We start from the raw sequence: 22,405 nt of genomic DNA, 5'->3' as shown, positions 1-22,405 counted from the left end.
CTCATGAAATCAGAAGAGGTCTGAAATATAAGACCTTTTTAATTCCTACACCGGGCTTGTTTTACTATAATGGGGATACATGATTTCATTAATTCAATGAGAGCGGAGGCTTTCTTATGTATGGCGAAACGATCAGACAAATCCGATTGAAAAAAGGCTTCACCCAAAAAGAAGTCTATGGCACGATTATTTCAAAATCCTATGCCATCGAATTTGAAAAAGGCAAGCATCAGATTGCTGCCAACCTACTGTTGCAAATCTTAGAAAATCTATCAATGGATATCGATGAATTTCTCTATATCGCAAATGGCTATCGGCTGGATGAGCAAAACAGCTACAACCATCGGTACACACAATATTCAAACAAGCACGATATCAACCAGTTACAAATTCTATTACAGGAGCTGCAGCAAACCTCTAGCCGATTGAACAAGGCCCGCATCGCAGAGGTTCGCTCACGGATTCGCATGCTGCAATGCTTGGCAGAGCATGGCGTCTATCGGAAACGTGCGGTTTTGGAATGTGATCGTCAAACGATTATCTCCTATCTCATTGATGTTGAGAGCTGGACGTTACAAGAAATCCAACTCTTTGGCAACACCATCGATCTTTTGGACAACGACCATAATTTCCTCTTTTTCAAAAAAGTATCCAAGATGCTCGAATACTACATCGATATGGAAAAAGGTCGGGAAATCTATTGCGCACTACTGATCAATTTGATCGAATATACGCTAAAACACCAGCAATACGATGCGACGGAAGTTCTCGTCGTCCAATTAAAACTTTTGGCGACAGACTACAAAGAATTTTTCCACCAAGCCGTCTGCAAGTTTTTCCAAGGCGTGTTGCTCTTAAGAACCGGTGACAAAAAAGCAGGCAAAAGGATTACCACAAAGATGCTAGCTATCATGCGAGAATTGGATCAAGGTGCCCTTGCCGATGATTTTGCTTTACTGCTGGATGATGACTACCTCCGAGCATTTGCCTCCTCCGAGTGATAAAGCGGCAACTGCAGCGTTCGTTTAATAAAAAAAGGAAGTGATAATTGCTATCACTTCCTTTTTCAGCTATTAGCTAACACTGCGTTCATCTGTTGCACCAAAGTATTGATACATTGGTTTTTGGCTGCCATTGAGCAATTGATCGACCGTCACAAATTCATAGCCTTGCGCTTTGAGTGCTTTGATGATGCCCGGCACGGCTTGAACAGATTTCGGATGAATATCATGTAGCAAAATAATCGATCCATCGTAAACATTGTTTTGGACGACCTTCAAAATCTTGTTTGGATCTTTCAGCTTCCAATCCTCGGTATCAACACTCCATTGAATGATCGATTTTCCTGCCGCTTGGGCGCTTTGTTGATCGATCGCTCCATATGGCGGGCGCAAATTTTTAGGCAAGACCCCTGTCGCCTGATAGATGGCTTCGTCCGTTTTGGTTATTTCCGCTTTGACCTCCTCTGGCGACAACGTATTTAATTGGGGATGTGAATAGGAGTGACTGGCAATTTCATGCCCTTCCTCATGGACTTTTTTCGCGACTTCAGGATATCGATCCACCATTTGGCCTAATTCAAAGAACGTTGCCTTCACATCATTGTCTTTGAAGATTTTTAAGAGATCCAATGTCGAAGTATCATTTGGTCCATCATCAAAAGTCAACGCAACATATTTTTTGTTTTCGTCTAACATCGCTTGTTGCTCTTTCAATTGATCCGCATTGACCAGCTCTGGATCAATAAAGGGCGCAATCTCTTTGTAAGCCAAAGTGATCTCGGATACGCCTGTTTGATTTTGCGGCAACTGGAGCGTTATTTTTTCAGGATCATAAGTAAACTTTGAATCATAGGTGATTCGGTCCATCCCCAAGACGGCATCAATGATTTTAGTCGGTTCTTTGGCTTGATCCAAAAGCTTTTGTTGAATCACTTGCTGGACCCCTAACAAGCTGCCTTCATCTGGAACCAAGTCTTTCAAGGATAATTCATTGCCGGTTTTCTCGGAAATAAAAATTGGATCGGCAACCACGCTATCCGCATCTTCAAACCGCCCAGTCTCCCGATTCCAAACATAGCTGTCCGCTTTTAAGGAATAGGTTGAAACTTTTGATGCAACTGCTTGTGCTTGAATCCGGGCGATCGTAACGGTCTCTTTGTCGGCGTGTTTTTTGCATAGCTTGTTCGCCATGGTCGATAATTTCTTACTTGCATCCTTTACCGGGATGGCACTTTCTTCTTTTGGTCGGAAAATCAATTCTTTTTTGTCCCCATCAGACAATGTTTCAAGTTTTGCGGGAATTCCCTCTTTGGCCTGCTCTTCTTGGATCAATGCTAATAGCTTTTGTGCGGCAGCTTCATATTTTTCTCGTGCCAATGCTTCTTGCTGCTTCAAAGTAAAAGCGATATAGCCCCCAGTGGCGATAATGATGATTGTCAGCAGCGTCATCAATGAAAAGAGAGATTTGCGATGGGTTGGCTTCTTTTTAGAAACTTGACGATTGGCGGTTGGCGTGCGTCTTGTCGTTCCCGTTGTTTGCTTTTGATGTGATTCGACCCTTGAAGTAGGTGCTTGTTTTTCAGAAGTCGCTTCTCTATGTTGTGAATTATTTGAATCATTGCTTGATTTCTTCATAAACATTCTCCCTCAAACATAATAATGTAAACAAAATGTAACATAAGCGTAATAATATTTCAACACTGTTACAGAGATTCTTATAAACTTTTCTTTTTTTCACAAATTTTGAGAATTGTTCTTAGAAATTCTTTATTCTGCTTTTAAGAAAACCAATTCTGCCAAGTATGATATCGTGTTCACTGCTTTTTCTTTTTGTTTAAAAATAATGAGAGATATCTTTTTGTACTTAAATGTTTTTTCTGTTTATAATTCAGCATGTGCCAATTATTATGAAGGATGTGTTCAAAATGAAACACAAATCAGCAGTTTATTTATTCGTTCTTACCTTAATCATAGGGTTAACCTATCAATTATTTCCTTATCCCCCACTAAACGATTCCGTGTTATCGATCGTCGGTACCATCTGGAATCTGGTCTTCGCATTTAGTGCAGGGTATTTTCTCTTACGAACGACCTTTTTGGAGCAGTTCAAACATTTTCGTTTCACCGTTTTATTGTGGGGTGTCCCTTTCGTCATTTTGACTGGCGTGTTCTTTTCCTTTATTTATGCCGCTATTTTTGGACAACCAACAACCAACTCGATCAGCGAAACCATCACTGTCCAAATGGTCTTTTTGCAAGTCCCCTTTATGCTGATGGGAGAAGAATTGCTTAGCACCAACCTCTTGTTGGCGTTGCAGAAAAGAGGCCTTTCATTTGCCTGGTCATCCATCATTTGCAGTGTGCTATTCGCTTTATGGCACATCCCAGCGTACGGCTTTCATCCAGCCCAATTATTGATCACCTTGATGCCTGCCAGATTGGCACTCAACTACGTTTGGAAAAAATCCAATAGCGTATGGATCAGCTGGATCTGCCATTTTCTTTATGATTCCCTGGGATTCATTTCATTTTTAGGTAAATAAGCAACAAAAAGGACAGCTGAAGCCTAGCTGTCCTTTTTGATAGTTAGTAACGCCTTTCCCCAAGGGCTTACTTAATCACTATTTTCGCTTTCTGAAATAAAGCCAGCTTGCCGTGGCGATAAAGAACAAACCAACTACAAACGGGAACAACGTCCCCTGCTCATCGGTTTGCGGCAATCTTTGTGCAGAAGCGTTTTTTTTCGAAGTAACAGTCGCCGTTGGTTCTTTTTTATCAGAAATAATGACGGTTGCTGCGTTTTCTTTTGTATAAACATACGTCACAGTTGCCTCTTCCTTACCGAATGTACCTTTGGCATTTTGCGGCAGCCGACTTTCGTCTACTATGTAGCCTTCGATTGTTAGCTGATATTTTTTTGTGCTGGCATCGTAAGACTCGCCCACGTTTCCACTGATCGTTTGTGAAGGGTGAATTTCTTTGCCTTCTGTATCTACGTATTCGACCGTTATTTCCACTGCTGTTATCGGATTTTCTTTGTAGATGTAGGTGATTGTTTGTGCTGTTTCGCTAAATACACCTTTACTATTTTCTGGTAATTGGCTTTTATCTATGGTGTAACCGTCGATTTTTAGTTGGTATTGTTCTGTGCTAGCATCGTAAGATTCGCCTACTTTTCCACTGATCGTTTGAGAGGAGTGTATTTCTTTTCCTTCTGTATCAACGTATTTTACTGTTATATCAGCTACTGGTATCGGATTTTTTGTATAGATGTAAGTGATGGTTTGTGCTGTTTCACTAAATACACCTTTACTATTTTCTGGTAATTGGCTTTTATCTATGGTGTAACCGTCGATTTTTAGTTGGTATTGTTCTGTGCTAGCATCGTAAGATTCGCCTACATTCCCGCTAATCGTTTGAGAAGCGTGAATTTCGTTACCTTCTGTATCTACGTACTCCACTTTTACATCAGCTGCTGGTATCGGATTTTTCGTGTAGATGTAGGTGACTGTTTGTGCTATTTCGCTAAATACACCTTTACTATTTTCTGGTAATTGGCTTTCGTCTAGTGTATAGCCATGGATTTTTAGTTGGTATTGATCTGTGCTTGCATCATAAGACTCGCCTACGTTTCCACTGATCGTTTGTGAAGCGTGAATTTCGTTGCCTTCTGTATCCACGTACTCCACTGTGACATCCGCTGCTGGTATCGGATTCTTTGTATACACATAGGTGACGGTTTGTGCTGTTTCACTAAACACACCTTTACTGTTTTTTGGCAATTGACTTTCGTCTAGTGTATAGCTATCGATCGATAGTTTATATTGATCTGTGCTTGCATCGAAAGAGTCACCCACATTCCCGCTAATCGTTTGGCTAGCGTGGATTTCGTTGTCTTCTAAATCTACATACTCAATCGTGACATCCGCTGCTGGTACGGGATTTTTCGTATAAATGTAGGTGACTATTTGCGCTGTTTTGCTAAACACACCTTTACTATTTTCTGGTAATTGGCTTTTATCTAAAGTATAGTCATCGATTGTTAGTTGATATTTTTCTGTACTAGCATCGTAAGACTCGCCTAGGTTTCCACTGATCGTTTGTGAAGGGTGAATTTCGTTGCTTTCTGTATCCACGTACTCCACTGTGACATCCGCTGCTGCTATCTGATTTTTTGTGTAGATATAGGTGACGGTTTGTGCCATTTCGCCAAATACACCTTTACTATTTTCTGGCAATTGGCTTTCGTCTAAAGTGTAGCCTTCGATTTTTAGTTGGTATTGTTCTGTGCTAGCATCGTAAGAGTCGCCCACATTACCGCTTATCGTTTGGCTAGCGTGGATTTCGTTGCCTTCTAAATCTACATACTCAATCGTGACATCAGCTGCTGGTACAGGATTTTTTGTGTAGATATAAGTGACGGTTTGCGCTGATTCGCTAAACACACCTTTAAGATTTTCTGGTAATTGGCTTTCGTCTAAAGTGTAGCCTTCGATTTTTAGTTGGTATTGTTCTGTGCTAGCATCGTAAGAGTCGCCCACATTACCGCTTATCGTTTGTGAAGCGTGAATTTCGTTGCCTTCTGTATCTACGTAATCAACCGTTATATCCGCTGCGGTTATCGGATTTTTTGTATAGCTGTAAGTGATGGTTTGCGCGGTTTCTCCAAACACACCCTTGCTGTTTTCTGGTAATTGGCTTTCGTCTAGTGTATAGCCATCGATCGATAGTTTATATTGATCTGTGCTTACATCGAAAGAGTCGCCTACATTACCGCTAATCGTTTGAGAGGAGTGTATTTCTTTTCCTTCTAAATCTACATACTCAATCGTGACATCCGCTGCTGGTATCGGATTTTCTGTGTAGATATAGGTGACGGTTTGCGCCGTTTCGCCAAATACACCTTTACTATTTTCTGGCAATTGGCTTTCGTCTAGTGTATAGCCATCGATCGATAGTTTATATTGATCTGTGCTAACGTCGAAAGAGTCATCCACATTCCCGCTAATCGTTTGAGAGGAGTGTATTTCTTTTCCTTCTAAATCTACATACTCAATCGTGACATCCGCTGCTGGTACAGGATTTTTTGTGTAAATGTAGGTGATGGTTTGTGCTGTTTCACTAAATACGCCTTTACTGTTTTCTGGTAATTGGCTTTCGTCTAGGGTGTAACCGTCAATTGATAACTTATACTCATCCGTACTAGCATCATATGAAGCACCAATGGTACCAGATAAAGTCTTCGTTTCATGGATTTCTTGCCCTTGAGTATCAAGATATCTGACAGTTACCTCTCCCACATGCTCCGGATCAACAATGACATTGACTATATGTGTCGTATATACACTATAAGAGGCTTGTCTAGCCATAAAAATTGCTACGTAAGTCCCCGGTTTGCTCGGATCAACATTTGTGTAGTACGGAAAGAACTGTGAGTCAGAAATACTTTTTTCTATGTTGCCGCTAAAATTTAACTTAAACGCCTCGATCCCTAATGCCTGTGTTGAGAAATCGAAGTTACTGTTTACAGGAATATGAATCGTATCGGGGCTATCTCCAAAAGCATACTCGCCTACAATTTGACGCTCATAAAGTGCCAATGTTTTGGTTTCTCCTGCTTGCAAATTGATAGAATTTCCAATCGATGTAAATGCGTAGTTTAATCTTTGATTCGTTGTACCCACTTGCTTAATAAAATAGCCTCCTGAAGGAACCTGAATCGTTACCTTTCCTGAACTGTCCGTGACTAACAACGTCACTTCACCAGATGTCGAGGAGGTCAATGTGAAATAGGCGCCTTGGATTGGCTGGTTTGAATTACTATCTAAAACTTGAACCGTCAGTTGCGCATTGGCAGCTCTTGCAGAAGACGGATCAACAGAAGAAGGGACATTATTTACAGGGCTTGCAGCAGGTTCTTCTTTATTTTCTGATCCGCTGGTGGCTTCTTTACTGTCACTACTTGCTTGTGTTTGCTCGTTCTTAACATCCACACTCGATGAGGTCGTTGTTGTCATCGTAGTATTTTCTACTTGAGAGGTAGCTTGTCCAGCATCCGCAAAAGCATTCGTATCATCAGATTGCACAGTATTCACTTCTTCCTGATCCCCCTGCTGAGATTCTGAAAACACTTGGCTTTCCGCCACTACCTGAAATGCTGGCGTTACCACCGCAGCACTTAATAAGATTACTAAAGATAGAATAGATTTAAACTTCTTTTTCACAAACTTTCACCTTAACCTTCTTTTTCAAAATTAAAACTTTTTTACCCAACCTATTTTTACGCCTGAAAATCATTATAATTTATTAATTTTTAATTTAAAAACACTTTTTATTTAGCGTATCATATACTCCTATCAATTTTTTTTATGCGGACACATGAAATACCATTGAGCGTATGTATACTTAATTCACTTGTCATCGCATTGCATCACCTCTTCAGAATTTTATAATTCAAGCACCCTTACCTTCAAGAAAATCCAGTGCAAATCAGCGCAAATCTTCTTTTCATCCTTGTTTTATCAATGATTTCATTTTCAAAAAAAGCAAATTATTTTTTACTTAATCGTGGCATTCTTTTTTTGAATGATTCGAGCAAGTCTATCTTCTACTCTCAATATGTGCTATCTTTGAACATTTATCAGTTCATATATGACAATTGTTACCTATTACAGGTGAAGGATTCACTGAAAAAAATCGAGCATTTTCAGGAAATTTTTTAGGAATACCCAACATAATCTCATTTAAATTTAATCTTTTAAGAATAAAGAAAAGAACTTGTGCATTTTTTCGTTAAATCGAGCTTTACAATTGTTTCTTTGAACCGCTTTATGATAGGATATGTCAGAAGGAGCATTGAAATGACTATAGCTGAAAAAATAAAAGAGAGTCGCTTGAAATTAGGACTCACCCAACAAGAAGTTTCCGAAAAATTATTTGTTACTAGACAAACGATCTCAAATTGGGAAAACAATCGAAGTACCCCAGACATCGACACATTGATCAAATTAAGTGATCTCTATCAAATCGATTTAGAGTCACTGCTAAAACCAGAACAATTAGCAGAAGAACCAGAAATAGAGATCGAGGAGAAGAAAAAAACCTTCCGCCTTCCTCTATACTTGCTAAATTTGACTGCAGTCGTCGCTTGCGTTTTCACCGACTTCTTCACACCTACAGGAACAATGACCCTATGGACAGTGTCAAGGGCAACTTAGAAATGTAGGTTTTGGGCAGAATAAAAATGTAGGTTTTCGGCAATAGGAATTGTCGGCAATCGCCAGTTTAGATTTTATTTCTCATACGATAAGACTTGCCGGTAATCTTGAACACTTTGACATGATGAACCAGTCGGTCAAGGATCGCTGCCGCGATTTCTGGGCTTTGAAACAATTCACCCCATCGAGATAAGACGATATTTGTCGTAATAATCGTAGAGCGGTGTTCATAACGCATGGCTAGAAGCTGGAAGAACAAATCGGCTTCTTGTTTTTGTATCGGTAGATAGCCAATCTCATCAATAATCAACACATCATATCGTGCATATCGGTTTAGTACTCGCTCAAGCGTGCCTTTCTCATAGGCAGCTCGTAAGCGTAAAAGAAGCTCATGACAAGGGATGAATAAAGTCCGGTACCCTTGATGACAGGCTTCAATTCCTAAGGCAATCGTTAGATGCGTTTTCCCAACTCCTGGGCTCCCAATAAAGACCAGGTTCTCATGCTTTTCTACGAAACCCATGTGCTTTAAATCCAGCAGTTCACGTTTATTAATACTTGGCTGGAAGGTAAAATCAAATTCCTCTAGACTGGTCCGTTTAGGAAAGCGCGCTCGCTCTATCACGCGATTCATTTTCTGGTTATGTTGATGATTGACTTCCTTTCGCGTTAATTCCAGAAGAGCTTCCGTCAAGGAAAGCTCCTCTCGATTGGCAACCTCGATATAATTGGGAACATACTCCCGCATGTGATTTAAACCGAGCGTTTCTAGGTTGGTCATCAGTTCTTGATAATGGCTATTCTTCATCAGCAATCTCCACCAAATCATATTGTTTTAGACTTTCGCGAGTATAAGCTCTGATGTCATCGTCCTCTTTATGGCTCATGACATCTGACTTTAGGATTTGGAAATAGTCCTCCTCATGATAGTTCAATTGTTTTTTCGTTAAGGGATGCGACCGGATCAGTTCTCCGTTATAATGAATTTGTACTTGGTCTTCCTTGTCGGAGAGCTCGATTTCAACCTCTTTACCGATATAGCGAGGATCTACAGAGTACCTGCATTTACGGAAAACGACCATGGCTTCCTTCGTGACTTTACGGCTAATAAAGTCCTCAAAATAAGGATTCAAAAGGTTTTTCGGTAATTCATGTAGGTGCTCTTTTTCGTTTGTCCACCAACGCTCATCTGGCGTCTGGTCCGTTGCCTGGGAGACTTCACTATTTAACTCAGAACATAGGTCATTCACTAGATGACATAGCTCTACGGTATCATAAAATTCATGGTTATAGACCTTCAGTCGATCAACAGTTCTGGCTAACGCTTCTACACATCCTTTTGTTTGTGGTCGAAAGGGACGACAGGCAATTGGCGTGAAGCTGGCGTCTTTACTGAAGGCATAAAAGCGTTCGTTGAAATGCGCTTTTGAAAACTGACTGCGAGAATGATCAACCACCGTCTTCATATTGTCGAACCAGATTTCTTTTGGCACACCACCGGTGTGATAGAAGGCATCATCCAGACATTCAAACAGGGTATCTTGCTTACGGTCAAAGGTTAAAGTAATGAATTTTTTCTTCGAGTAAGGAAGGACGTATAAGAAGATATTAAATTCAAAAACTTCTCCTTGATTACTGATTAAGCGCATATCTTCCTTCCAATCAACCTGGGCGGAAAGTCCCGGGTTATGCTCAACACGAATGGTGGCCTTTTGCACTTTTTCTTGTTTGAACTCGCGACAGTAAGCTTTTACTAGGCTGTAGCTCCCGTCAAATCCTTTGCGTTCGATAAATTTGAAGATACTGTAGGTACTACAATGCCCCTTGACTTTGTCTTGGATAATTTCTTTATATGGATCCAACTTGCTTGGACGTTTCTTGCGCGGGGTAGGTGTGGACGTTTCACCCTTAGCTTCTTCGTATGCATTTTTGACTGTTCGATAATCACAGTCATATTGTTTGGCTAATGCGGCATAGTTCGGTTTGATTTCGTTGATCACGTAGATCATCACTCCTTCACGTATATCTTTTCTCATCCCTGAACCTCCGTTTCATTTGGGATAAGAAGAGCATACAAAAATGTAGGAAAACCAACAATTTTAAATTGCCATTTTCCTACATTTTATCGTTGCCGTTAACATCCATATTGTCCAGCATATAGGAAGAACTTTTTTAAACCACCGAGTGAAGGAAACCAATGCACGACTTAAAAGTACTTCTCAATACCAACGTGGGCTTGGTAAAAAAATGAAACGTTATTGGAAACTCCTACAAAAAGAAGAAGCAAAGTTGAACGATGAAAAACGGGTTTGGCGTGCCAGTTTCAAAGATTACTTAACTGAAAGTGAGATTGTCGACCGATTGTTAGCTACTTGTCCCAATCTACGACAAGGCTATCAGTTATATCAAGATGTTCTTTATGCAGTAAAGAAAAGAGATCATTCACTATTTGAGGACTGTTTATCCAGAGAAGTCAGCCAGTTACCTGAAACTTATGCGACAACTTTGCGAACATTTAAAAAGTTTCTGCCACAGATCCAAAATGCCCTCCGCTACAGTTATTCAAACGGACCACTAGAATGTTTAAACAACCATATTAAAGTATTAAAACGCAATGCTTATGGGTTTCGAAATTTTTATAATTTCAAACGACGGATCATGATTCGACACGGTAAAACTATTTTAACCAAATAAAAAGAACAGAAAGAAGTTTTTCTTCTTTCTGCCCAAATTATTCTAAGATTTCTCTTTACCAACATCATTTGACAAAGAGCCTATTTTTTAACTAACTTTTGGTGAAAGAAGGAAAGAATATGGATCACAAATTAAGTGAAACAGAACAGTACCTCTGGAACTTTATCGAACACCATATCCTAGAGATCCCTAACTACTCCATTGTGAAACTAAGTGAACAAGCAAATGTCTCAACAGCCACCATTGTGCGGACAATGAAAAAGAAAGGCTATGAAGGGTTTACTTCGTTTAAGTATCATCTAAAAGAAGGAGAAAACAAGAACATCAATTTTTCTTTCTTAGATAAAGTAGACAAAGGCATCCGCCGAGCCATTCTAAAAAATGAACAAGAAGTGGTACGTACGATCAATATGTTGGAAATCGGAAATATTGAGGATGCGATACAAATAATCAAATTTGCTGACCGGGTTTTTGTCTTTGCCCGAGGATTTTCAGAAATGATTGGTCAAGAAATGCTGGTAAAACTTCAATTAACAGGAAAAAATTGTCAAATGCATACTGATCCAGAGCTTATCAAAAGCATCAGTCGGAAACTAACTAAGAAAGACAGCGTTATTTTTGTTTCTTTGAACGGCGAGACAAAAGAACTCGTCACTGCTGCAAAGAATTGCTATGATGCAGAGATTGGTTCAATTCTAGTTACAGCCAATCATTCCTCTACACTGAAAGACTATTGCGAGATCAATCTCGTAGGTTTCAAATCAGAAGGTTCTTATTTCCCTGATTATGAAGTACAGTCACGTTTGCCTCTCCAGATCATCGCGAGAATTCTGCTTGATGCCTATGTATTGCGTATGGGGGAGAATTGAGGGGATTTGATTTGCGGTTGATAACAATTGCTAGAAAAATTCCAATAGAATAGAGATGACGAAAAGATTAATCTAAAAGGAAACTTTTGTATAATCATTTCTCGTTCAATCAAATAGTTCTTTTTTTATAAAGATAACAAGGAACTTCAGTTTTCCATCATATCAATAAGTTTTTTTTTAATACGAGAAAGTTATCCGTTTAGTATTTTTGAAAAAGTATTTTAATACAAAACTAGAGAAACCTTACATGTACATCTAATTATGAAACAAATTGCTTATAAATTTTACGTTTCATTGGCGTATTTTCTAATCAACATCTTAATCTTCTACGGTTAAAAGCACAACAACGTTAGCAATACTTACTAACATTGTTGTGCTTTATAGCTACCTTATCGCTCTAATTTTAACAAAGAGTTTAAAATTAGTAAGCGTGTCATAGAATGGTACCTAAACACAAATAGCCCGATTTGATACACTCAAATCAGGTTATTTGTGGCTTATATTATTTACAGATTTCTTGTATCTGCTGATTCCATGGCAAATAAGCGCGTAGCGCTTCAGGTGTCATCGAAGACAGATTGGGAATCTCTGTAAAAAGATGATTTAAATATTTGCGGATGTTTAACCCATTCGCAACAGCTGTCTGGATAATACTCAATATAATTCCATTTGATCTAGCGCCTTTTAAGCTTTTAGAAAATAGCCAGTTTTTTCGACCGATCACTAACTCTTTGATGGCACGCTCTGCTCGGTTATTTGAAAGTTCCAACCGTCCATCAAGCAACACAATCTGAAGTCCGTCTTTATGATTGACTGCGTATTGAACCGCCTTTCCAAGCTGCGATTTTGGCAAATAAGCAAAACTCTCACACCAATGAAAAAATTCAGTCATCACAGGCTGCAACGTTTCCTTCCTCGCTACAAACCTTTCTTCTGCGCTAAGCTTATTAAAGGTCCGTTCGATTCGAAACATCTTGTCACAGAAGTCTAACCCTATTTTGGCATGACTTTTTGGGGACGGTTGTTTACCCAATGCTTCAAAAAACTTTCTGCGAACATGCGCCCAACAATAAACATTGTTTACCGGCAGCTTTCCATAGGCCGCGTAACCATCAGTATGCAAGAAACCGCTAAATGATTCTAAAAAACTTTTGGGCTCATCAACGGAACGCGAATTTGCGTGCTCGTAGAGCACAACTTGTTTTTCTTCGCTTTTACCTGAAGCATATAACCAGTAAAAGGTCTTTTCTTTATGAGTATTCAATACCCGATAGCTTGTCTCATCCGCGTGTAAGACCTCCTGATTGCTTAATTCTTGATGAAAGCAATTGTAGATTGTCTCTAAAACCATTTCACTTACCTTGATATGCCAATTAGTGATTTTTTTACGATCAAGAGGGAAACCAAGTGCATGCCATTCTTTTTCTTGTCGATATGCCGGCACCTTTTTAACAAATTTTTCCCAAATACTCTGTGTCACAATTGAAGAGGAACCTAGACTATTATTGATCAACGGTTTAGGAACAGACGCTTTTTTGATTTTTGTTTCTCCTAATGCTTCACATTCTCTGCAATGATAGGCATGTTGGTAGATGACTTGTTTTTCTATATGGGCAGGAACATACAATGGCTCTTCTCTAAGCCTTGTCGCACCGATATCATGTAAAGTATGACCACAGTCTTCACACAAACAATCGGCACCTTTTAATTCATAATGAATAGGAACTTCAGGCAGACCTTCTAATGAAAGTGCTTTGAGTCCCTTGCGTTTTCTGCGTTTAAAAGAAGATACCGTAATGGTTTCCTGGCTTTCTTGTCCAGTGTGCTCTGGTTCATTAAAAGTTGAGTCGTCTAATAAATCGATTTGCCCATCTACGGGTGGTGTTTCTTTTTTTCGTCCAAACAAGCGTCGATTCATTTCAGCAATTTGTTCTCTAAGAAGAGTATTTTCCTGTTGCTGGATTTCAAGCAACTGTGTTAATTGCTTGATTTGTACAAGAAGTTCAGATTCCAATTTTGTCATTTTTACACCACCATTCTAGCGATTTTCTTACATCTATTATACCATTTTATGACAACGAAAAACAGACAAAATCCTTGATTTAACAAGGTTTTCGTCTAATATATCGCACCTTTTTTCGTTTCTTTTAGCGTACATTTTTCTTCGATTGAAAGGCCAGTCAACAATCGCTCCAAAAGGAGCGGATTTAATTGTAAGACTTCTTTTCTGGAACGCGGCCATTGAAGGTACCCACTTTCAAATCTTTTGTACATTAATACAAATCCATTTTGATCCCAGTAAAGAGCCTTGAAGCGATCTTTCTTCGTACCGCAAAATAAGAAAAGCGCTTGATCGTAAACATCAAGGTCATATTATTCTATAACGAAAGCTGCTAGTCCATCAATTCCTTTTCGAAGATCTGTTTTTCCACAAACGATAAAAATATGTTTCAATGCAGTTGCATCAATGAGCATTGGCATTCAACTCTTTTAACAAGGTATACAAAAGATATTTATCCATTCCATTATAAATAAATATTTCCTTATCTTCCGATTTGATTCTGCAAGCTAGTTTTGGCTTGGTGTCAATTTGCGATTTTTGAGCCGCACTTGAAAATTGAACTGGTACAATATCTTTTTTATTCATTCGTTTTTCTCCTTCTATATTTGATAGTTTAATTATAGAAGAAAGATAACCGGCGTACGAGATACTATCCTATGACACGCTTACTAAAATTATTCTTATTTTTCAAATTGAGATTTTTCTGGATATCTCTCCATAAATGTTTGCAAAAGTTCATTTTTTATTTTCTCGAAGTCAGAAACTTTATTTGTATCATTTAAACAAATTATTTTATGTTGGGGAGATTTCATTTCACTAAAAAGTAAATCATTATTGTCATTAAGGTAGTACATTTTAGAAAAATTTTTTCTTGTGGGTAAAAATTTCCAGTACAAAGTTGCCAGTATCTAATTAACCAAAAATTGAGATCTTCTTTACTTCTAAACTTAGAATGAACAGTTTTATTCATTTCTACTTGCTCTTTTTCCCATACTTTGTCAAAAATTGATTTATTAAGTGATACTGCTGTATGAGGTTCATAAAAACCTGTAAAGTCTTTCCATAAAACAAGTAAAATATTTCTAATATTATTTACTCCATATCTTCTATTAAAAAATTTAAAGAAATAATTTTTTAAAACTTTTCTTTTGTTAAAATATTCGTTAATGATTTCTAAGTTATTAACAATAGCGTGTTCAATTCCACCTCGTTTTGGAGTAATAACATTTAATAACCCTATATCTCGAGGTAAATCATTAAGGAAAAAATCATCTACTTTAACTCTATCATTAAAAAACACGTCATCATTAAAATAAACAAAATTGGTACTCAATCCCTCAATCCTGTTTAAACATAATTCTATTGCTTGCGAATTAAATGTTGGCAAGGATGTACTCGGCATTATCTCTTCATGTTTAACTAAATTTATCTTCTTATTATTTGTTTCTAACCATGAAGGGATGTGTCCTTAAGTTACTACATGTATTTTATTTACACATGGAGCATGAATATCTACCGCCCTAAACCAAAATTTAAAAAAATCCCAATCTCTATATTTTGATTCATCATTAAGTAGCTGACTATTAAAGTGTTTCAAAAAACTTAATTTACTCTCTCCCACATCCTATATATGATTTTTGTATTATACTGTCCTACGTAGGGAGAAATATCAGAGGATGAGGATATTTCGGCTATACCATGACTTTAATTGGACAAATAAGACTTATTATACAACTTTTTGGTAATGTTAGACGCTATTGTAGAAACCATTTAATATCTAATAATACTATTATGAGACCGTAGATTGAGATGAGTACTTTATCAATGCTGGTATAATACCTTTAAAAAATTAACCACTTGTTTCCAACTTCCTAATACTAAGTTTATATATCAATAATTCTAATTTTCGTTCTCTTATTGCTAACTTCTATCTATAGGTTCATGAATAAACTGAAAAAATAAATACAAAAACCTGAAACCTCTCAAAAAACAAAAACATTAACAATCAATTTTGAATAAAATGAACATTGCCACTATTATTTTTTTGTTTATTTAATATAAAGATTCTAAAAGTCCCTTGTTAAATTCTTAATTTTTTTTGCTGGAACTCCTGCATATAGACTGTTCGCGCAGGTATCTTTGGTCACAACGGCTCCTGCCGCTATTATACAGCCTTTTCTTATCCTTATCCCAGGTAAAATTGTTACTCGAGCACCTATCCAACAACCATCTTCAATTATAATTGATTTATACTCGTTTTTACCAGCTCTTTTATGTGAAATTTCATTATTTATTTCATGAGTTATACAAGTAATTAAACAATCCATTCCAATAAATACATTCTTCCCAATAATAATTTTTCCAGAATCAATATGAGCAGAAAATAATTTACAGTATCGGTTTATAAATGAACCACTTCCAATTTTAATTTTTGGACTATTAAAAAAAACATTTGGTCTTATTTCTACGTTTATATCAATTTCAGCACCTATTCTATTAAGAAGCTTTCTTCTGAGAAGACTTGGACACCACAGTTTAGGTATAATATACGTAGTTATAATTTTATTTAGTATTTTCATTTTCTTCCTTTCATCTATTTAATTTATTAACTAATGAATTAAATAATTTTTATGATACTCATGAGTCACTTTTTACTTAAAGAGTTTTATAATTCTTTTTAATTCATTTCTAGAAAACAATAAAATTAAAGTTAGATAAACTACTAACCCTATAACAATTTGAAATGTACTTAAAATAAAACCTTTAAAATATGTTAGACTTGTAACTAATTGAATAGCTCCATACATTATTGTCGAATATAAAATGAAATGAATATATTCCTTCCTCAAAAGTTTCAACTTGAACCTTTGAACATAAATAATAACAAAAAAAAGACATAAAAAATCACCCATAACGATTCCCCAACAAAATCCCTTGACTCCCCAAAAAACAGATAAAAGTCCTCCACCTAAAATCGAAAAAATAGATTCAAAACTAATAAGGAATGTAAATTCCTTAGTAAGTCCTTTAGGGATGAGAACTAAGTTTCCAAAAAATTCTATGAGAGCTGATGGAAGAATTCTAAGAGAAAGTATGATTATAACTGAAGTTACTTTCAAGAAGTCATTGCCAAAAAACCATGGAACCAAATTAGGTGCAAGTGATATCAACCCTACAGTAAGTGGAAAAATCAATAAAAGTATAAAACTAATTGAATAGGATAGTGTATTTGAAACATTACTATTAGGTTTCTTTCCTTCAAAAACAACTCTTGGATATAGCACAGTTATAAGTGATGTAATAATATACATTGGAATAAGAATAATTTTTAATCCATTACTGTAAAAACTAACATCAGCTTGGCTGAGATATATCCCAATTAATATTGGAATTATCTGTATTGATATTTGATTAATAGCAGATGGAATAAAAAACATAAATGATTCATAAAATCTTTTTCGCATCCATATAAATTTTAATCTAAAACTTTTAAATTCTGTTTTAAACAAATAGAAAGTCATTATTAAATTTGAAAGAAAAATTGAGCTACACAAAATTGCTGCATATATAATGTAATCTTCCGCTTTTTTTACAAAGACAAAAATCAGCAAAACTCCTAATACCTTTGAAAAAACACTCCGTTTCACTATAGTACCAAACATTTCTTTTCCCTGATAATACCAAGAAGTATCAAGTGCAGCTGCAAATATATAAAATCCTTGAACTAAATATAGAACTTTATCTTGTCCGTTAGTTAATAAATAAATAACCCCAATATAAAATAGATATGATATGACAGAAAAAAAGAATTGAGTCGTATACAACTCATAAAAATCTTTTCTATTTTTGTTGGAATCATCTCTATCTCTTGAAATTATTAAACTACCATACTTTTGAATACCTAGCATAGAAAAGATGACAAATAGCTGAGATAAAGAAAATGAAGCATTAAACTTTCCTAGACCTGTAGGTCCAAGAATCCTTGAAACATAGGGCATCGTTATTAAAGGCAATATAATTGAGAAAATTTGATAACCAATCGTAAAAAAATAATTTTTCAATGTTTTCATAATACTTACTCTTTCATAAAAATAGATTGTCCATATTCCAAAAAGGAATGATAATTAGACAACACCCCTCCGTCAAATTGAACAGCAAACTTATACATGCCCAAAAAGCTAATCACACATGCTATTATAATTACCAATACTCGTATTTTTTCCGAAAAACTTTTAATAGAATACAGAATGATTACTGGGTATACCAATATGAAATAATACTTCAATCTTATTAATATTTCTTGATTTGCAAAAATTGAAAAAATAGGCAACAATAATAAGAACATTTTTATTATTGTATCTTCTTTACTTTCAAGATCATCTAAATTATTTTTATTAACTATTAAAAGAATGTCTATTACAAGAAATTCAGCAAGATGCAAAAAACTAGTACTAGTATTAGCATAGAGATTATTCAATCCCATGACAGAATCAACTTTGGAACTTGCTACTCCTTGAAAAATAGAATGTAAGAATGTCAAATAACTAAATACATTAATATCTAGCAAAACAAAAATATAAGTGAAAGACAAACAAATACTATAAATAATTATAAATTTTCGTGTTAATTTAAATAATTTAATCGGTATCAAAGCAAGTAAAAAAATGCTGAAAAGTGAACCGTTGCAGCGATTAAACATATTATTCCATACCGAATTAATTTTTTTTCGTTTAAAAATTTTAAACTTAAAAAGAATATAGCTACAGCAATAGACTGGCGCATATATACGAAAGTCAAATCTAGAAGTCCTTTATAAAAAAACATACATAAAAAGAAATAAAAATTAGAAGAATACTGTTTAAATGCAGAATACATTGCACTGTAGAAAAATATGGCAACTAATAGCGTAAAACCATAAAACGATAATCCAATTGTCTTAGAAAAAGCATTTATTAATGTGTAACCAATATCTCCACCGATTAAACCTTGATTTTGTATAAGTTGAAATATATTTAAGTTATAAATTTTGGGAGTATCTCTATAAAAACTTTCATAATTTATGATATCTGTGCCACCCATATGATATCTAGTTCCTGTTATAAGTATGCAAATAACTAAAAGCGTTATTACGAGTACAGTATTTACCGTATTATTTTTGAATCGTTCTCTTAAAATAGAAAAGAAAAACAAGCATCCAAAAATTAATATATATATAGTCATAGTTTAATTTAGCTTTTCCTCCATTTATTATAAAAAAATATTGCTGGGATAAATGTAATAACACGAATAAATAAATATTTTGTTAAAAAATAACTTTTGAAATTCATTTTAGAGCTGAGAAAATAAACATTAAACAATATAGCATGCTTAACTCTATGTCTTATATTAATTTCTTTTCCCATTTGCACTAAACTGTTTACCATACCACCATTAGGCGACATTAGTCTTAGCTTTTTTCCCTGGTTAGTTAATCCATTCTCCAAATATTCAGCAATATAAATTATTTTATTAACGTATACAGTGTTATAATTGTATGCAATAGTTACCCAAAGCCATCCTTCTGACATAAAATTTTCATTAGGGAATTCAGGGAATTTTTGCTTTAAAAACACTTCTCTTTTTACAGTCTCACACATATCTCCTTTTAATTTATTGTTAATTCTATATTGTATATGATTTGATTCTACTTCCTCAGAACTAACAGATCCTATTATTGGGGTCTTGTCATTGTATCCCTTTAAAAAGGAAATAACTCCTATATTTGGATTACTCTGATACTTTTTCCAGTATGTGATGATTAATGATATAGCGTCCCTTGTTAAATAATCATCACTATCTAGAAAACAAATAATTTCTCCCTCTACATATTGTTGTGCTAAATTTAAGGCAGTGTGTTTTCCACCATTATTTTTTTTAATATATTTTATATTAAATTGACATTTTTTTTGAAATTCTTTTACAGTCTCTGCCGTATCATCCATACTGCCATCATCTACAATGATCCACTCAAAATTTTGTATAGTTTGACGTACTAGTGACTCAAAGCATCGTTCTAATATCTTTGATCTATTATAGGTTGCCGTTATTACACTAATCACTGCCTGTTATCATCCTCTCTTTGAAGCCTTTGAGAATAAATTTTTTTATAAATTATTTCTAATTTTTTCGTTGTTTGTGAGATATCATAGCCGAAGTCATTAAAAGATGTGGCACGTTGATTTTGACTAATATTTTTAAATCCATTTTCTATATTTTTAGCCCAGCAAATTTTATTTGTTTCCAAACTCTGAACACTAACTAATTGTCGATTAATTATTGCGGAAGTAGGGATCTTATCTGAAATAACGCAGGTAATACCCGTTAATTGGGCTTCAATTAAAGCAATACCTAAACCTTCGTTTAAAGAAGGAAAGAAAAAAATATCTGATGCCATTAATAACTCTGGAATATCCTGTCTATTTTTTAGAATAATCACGTTTTTCGTAAGATTAAGATCTTCTATTCTTTGATATATATCTTGTTCTAATTTCCCTTCCCCTACTAAAATTAATTTTGTATCATCGTGATTCTTCCTGTAATTATCAAAAACATCTAATATAAATTTGTGATTTTTCTGCTTTACAAATCTGCCTATGTTTATTATCACCTTAGTATGATCACTTAAACTCAATTCTTTCCGTTTTAAAAATCGTGAATTTGAAGAAAATCTATATTTATTAGTCAATACACCATTTCTTACTAGATAGAATTTTTTGGAATTAACAATTTTTTTACCATATCTATCCTTTCCAGCTTCAAGCGAGGGCGCAAAAAAATAATTTGCAATATATCTGTTAGAAAAAGTATATGCTCTATGAATTACATCTTTAACAGAATTTGAATATATATTATGTGAGTGCGCTATTGTTGTAATACCGTATTTATTTGCATAATGTAAATAAATACTGGCACTGCTACTAATATGTCCATGAACTATATCAAATCTATTTTTTTTAAAAAAACTGTCACAAGCTTTTGAATAACTTATTACGTTTGCACCATTAAATTTTGGCAAAACATAGATCTTTCCACCCAATGATTCTACTTCTTTAGTATAGAATCCTAACTCGTTTGTATGTAGGAGAAACGAAAATTCAAATTTTGTTTTATCAACGTTGCGAAATACGTTCATTAACATTGTTTCAGTTCCTCCCATAGACAAACCATGCAGAACATGTAGTACTCTAATTTTCAATTGTACCTTCTCCTTAAATAAGTCTCAATATCGAAACTGATAATCAAACATCACATTAATTTATTTATAAATTATATATTACTACATTTTTTACTTATTTCTCTATACTTTTTTGAATACATAATATGTATTCTTTATTTATTAATCGTTGAATACAATAAATCCACAAGCTTCTGAGTTGCTTGACCAGTCTCTGTAATATAATTATATCTAAAGTTAATTGTTTTAATTTTTGCATCTTGCCAATTATTTTCAATATGAAAAAGTAAGCTACTTGAAGAGTCAGCATAAACTAATTCTTTTCTGGGATCAAAGTATAAACCTCGTTTTCTTTCATAAGTATCATAGTCATAACAATAAAGAATGATTGGCTTTTCTGTAATAGAATAGTCAAACATAATACTTGAGTAATCCGTTATTAACAAATCTGAAACTTTTATTAAATCATTAATATAATCATAAGTACTTACGTCAATTATATTTGTGTTTTTATTATTTTCAAATATATCCATAGTTTCATAATGGGCTCTCATCAGTACCACATAACCATCATCTAACTGCGTTATCCAATTCAAATGATTACTTGTCTTTGCTCCAAATTTAATATTAAACTCTCTAAAAGTTGGAGCATATAAAATCACTTTTTTAGTAGGTTTTATTTTAAAATATTCCTTAATATCGATAGAATCTTTGCTCGCGTTATTAATAAGTTCATCATTTCGTGGAAGACCAATTTGATGGATTTTAGATTTATCGATCCGATAAACACGTGAGAATATCTCAGTTTCATATTTCCCTTGTGATAAAAAAATATCACAATTGAATTTTTTTACAGGATTAAACGATTCATTACTCTTGATTATATCTGTTCCCATTTTTTTTATAGGGGTTCCATGCCAAGTATTAACATAAATATTTTTCTTCTTCTTTATAAATGTAAAAGAACGTTCTATTGCTGAATTAGTGATCCATATCCTCGAACTCATGACCATATAAAAATAAATAAACGTGTCAATTTTTACTATTCTAATATTTTTTAAGTTATTATATATTAAAGTATTTTTTTCAATTGAGTCATATTCTTTTATTGCTATTACAAATTCATAATTCTTAAATCTAGAATCATTAATTAAATTATCAAGTATTGCCTTGGGACTATCATCAAATCTTCTACCTCCATAAGAAACAAGTAATACTCTTTTATTATTGATAGGAACTAAATATTTAATTACTCCAAAAAATAGATTGCCAAAAAAATTAAGTAATTTAAACAATATTTTTGAATATTTAATTTTTTTTATAAACTTTTCTTTCAAAAAAAATCCTCC

General features: G+C 34.8%; 18 protein-coding genes and 2 pseudogenes. 5 read left to right on the top strand and 15 right to left on the bottom strand.

Annotation, left to right across the window (positions count from 1 at the left end; all coding sequences use genetic code 11):
- Positions 1-116: 116 nt before the first annotated feature.
- Positions 117-1,001, top strand: a complete 885-nt coding sequence (locus IGJ25_RS06965) for a helix-turn-helix domain-containing protein (protein WP_438779209.1) — start codon at positions 117-119, stop codon at positions 999-1,001.
- A 72-nt stretch (positions 1,002-1,073) separates the two neighbouring features.
- On the opposite strand, the gene IGJ25_RS06960 is transcribed toward IGJ25_RS06965, so the two are convergent.
- Positions 1,074-2,636: a polysaccharide deacetylase family protein gene (locus tag IGJ25_RS06960; protein WP_375847836.1), complete on the bottom strand. Its 1,563-nt coding sequence runs from the start codon at positions 2,634-2,636 to the stop codon at positions 1,074-1,076.
- Positions 2,637-2,869: 233 nt separating this feature from the next.
- Between IGJ25_RS06960 and IGJ25_RS06955 the strand changes: the two genes are divergently transcribed.
- The gene (locus IGJ25_RS06955; RefSeq protein WP_438779208.1) at positions 2,870-3,544 is read left to right on the top strand and encodes a CPBP family intramembrane glutamic endopeptidase; all 675 of its coding nucleotides are present in this window, start codon (positions 2,870-2,872) and stop codon (positions 3,542-3,544) included.
- A 78-nt stretch (positions 3,545-3,622) separates the two neighbouring features.
- On the opposite strand, the gene IGJ25_RS06950 is transcribed toward IGJ25_RS06955, so the two are convergent.
- The gene (locus tag IGJ25_RS06950; RefSeq protein WP_438779207.1) at positions 3,623-7,225 is read right to left on the bottom strand and encodes a MucBP domain-containing protein; all 3,603 of its coding nucleotides are present in this window, start codon (positions 7,223-7,225) and stop codon (positions 3,623-3,625) included.
- Positions 7,226-7,861: 636 nt separating this feature from the next.
- On the opposite strand from IGJ25_RS06950, the gene IGJ25_RS06945 reads away from it, so the two are divergent.
- Positions 7,862-8,218: a helix-turn-helix transcriptional regulator gene (locus IGJ25_RS06945; protein ID WP_438779206.1), complete on the top strand. Its 357-nt coding sequence runs from the start codon at positions 7,862-7,864 to the stop codon at positions 8,216-8,218.
- A gap of 67 nt (positions 8,219-8,285) precedes the next feature.
- On the opposite strand, the gene istB is transcribed toward IGJ25_RS06945, so the two are convergent.
- Both istB and istA read right to left on the bottom strand, forming a co-directional pair.
- Complete coding sequence (gene istB / locus IGJ25_RS06940; protein ID WP_311904618.1) at positions 8,286-9,026, bottom strand: IS21-like element helper ATPase IstB; 741 nt, start codon at positions 9,024-9,026, stop codon at positions 8,286-8,288.
- Complete coding sequence (istA, locus tag IGJ25_RS06935; protein WP_438779205.1) at positions 9,016-10,254, bottom strand: IS21 family transposase; 1,239 nt, start codon at positions 10,252-10,254, stop codon at positions 9,016-9,018. Before istA ends, istB begins: the two co-directional genes overlap by 11 nt.
- A gap of 106 nt (positions 10,255-10,360) precedes the next feature.
- On the opposite strand from istA, the pseudogene IGJ25_RS06930 reads away from it, so the two are divergent.
- Together IGJ25_RS06930 and IGJ25_RS06925 are read left to right on the top strand one after the other, a co-directional pair.
- Positions 10,361-10,912: pseudogene (locus IGJ25_RS06930) on the top strand (transposase); the annotation flags it as partial.
- 119 nt (positions 10,913-11,031) lie between these two features.
- Positions 11,032-11,781 (top strand): MurR/RpiR family transcriptional regulator, encoded by a 750-nt coding sequence (locus tag IGJ25_RS06925; RefSeq protein ID WP_375847838.1) that lies wholly within the window; start codon positions 11,032-11,034, stop codon positions 11,779-11,781.
- A gap of 502 nt (positions 11,782-12,283) precedes the next feature.
- Here the strand turns inward: IGJ25_RS06925 and tnpC are convergent.
- From tnpC to IGJ25_RS06870, 11 genes and pseudogenes are all read right to left on the bottom strand, one after another.
- Positions 12,284-13,804, bottom strand: coding sequence for an IS66 family transposase (gene tnpC, locus IGJ25_RS06920; protein WP_438779204.1), 1,521 nt, complete (start codon positions 13,802-13,804; stop codon positions 12,284-12,286).
- A gap of 95 nt (positions 13,805-13,899) precedes the next feature.
- Positions 13,900-14,139: pseudogene (tnpB, locus tag IGJ25_RS06915) on the bottom strand (IS66 family insertion sequence element accessory protein TnpB); the annotation flags it as partial.
- Between the two features lie 106 nt (positions 14,140-14,245).
- Positions 14,246-14,428, bottom strand: coding sequence for a hypothetical protein (locus tag IGJ25_RS06910; protein ID WP_002300846.1), 183 nt, complete (start codon positions 14,426-14,428; stop codon positions 14,246-14,248).
- Positions 14,429-14,523: 95 nt separating this feature from the next.
- Entirely contained in the window at positions 14,524-14,655 is a 132-nt protein-coding gene (locus tag IGJ25_RS06905) for a hypothetical protein (protein WP_237558188.1), read from the bottom strand.
- Positions 14,652-15,272 (bottom strand): stealth conserved region 3 domain-containing protein, encoded by a 621-nt coding sequence (locus IGJ25_RS06900; protein WP_438779444.1) that lies wholly within the window; start codon positions 15,270-15,272, stop codon positions 14,652-14,654. Before IGJ25_RS06900 ends, IGJ25_RS06905 begins: the two co-directional genes overlap by 4 nt.
- 637 nt (positions 15,273-15,909) lie before the next feature.
- Positions 15,910-16,422 (bottom strand): acyltransferase, encoded by a 513-nt coding sequence (locus tag IGJ25_RS06895; RefSeq protein ID WP_375847842.1) that lies wholly within the window; start codon positions 16,420-16,422, stop codon positions 15,910-15,912.
- 72 nt (positions 16,423-16,494) lie between these two features.
- Positions 16,495-17,913, bottom strand: a complete 1,419-nt coding sequence (locus IGJ25_RS06890; protein ID WP_047929513.1) for an oligosaccharide flippase family protein — start codon at positions 17,911-17,913, stop codon at positions 16,495-16,497.
- A gap of 577 nt (positions 17,914-18,490) precedes the next feature.
- Positions 18,491-19,063 carry an EpsG family protein gene (locus IGJ25_RS06885; RefSeq protein WP_438779203.1) on the bottom strand — a complete coding sequence of 191 codons (573 nt, stop codon included), beginning with the start codon at positions 19,061-19,063 and terminating at the stop codon, positions 18,491-18,493.
- A gap of 8 nt (positions 19,064-19,071) precedes the next feature.
- Positions 19,072-19,941: a glycosyltransferase family A protein gene (locus IGJ25_RS06880; protein ID WP_047929514.1), complete on the bottom strand. Its 870-nt coding sequence runs from the start codon at positions 19,939-19,941 to the stop codon at positions 19,072-19,074.
- On the bottom strand, positions 19,938-21,077 hold the full coding sequence (locus IGJ25_RS06875; RefSeq protein WP_087064001.1) for a glycosyltransferase: 1,140 nt from the start codon (positions 21,075-21,077) through the stop codon (positions 19,938-19,940). Before IGJ25_RS06875 ends, IGJ25_RS06880 begins: the two co-directional genes overlap by 4 nt.
- A 134-nt stretch (positions 21,078-21,211) precedes the next feature.
- Positions 21,212-22,393, bottom strand: coding sequence for a CDP-glycerol glycerophosphotransferase family protein (locus IGJ25_RS06870; protein WP_047929515.1), 1,182 nt, complete (start codon positions 22,391-22,393; stop codon positions 21,212-21,214).
- Positions 22,394-22,405: the final 12 nt, after the last annotated feature.

It is taken from the genome of Enterococcus sp. DIV0240d (assembly GCF_051711245.1).
GTDB classification, from domain to species: domain Bacteria; phylum Bacillota; class Bacilli; order Lactobacillales; family Enterococcaceae; genus Enterococcus_D; species Enterococcus_D casseliflavus.
Note: the sequence above shows the minus strand (reverse complement) of the source record. Positions and strands in the feature narration are given on the sequence as shown.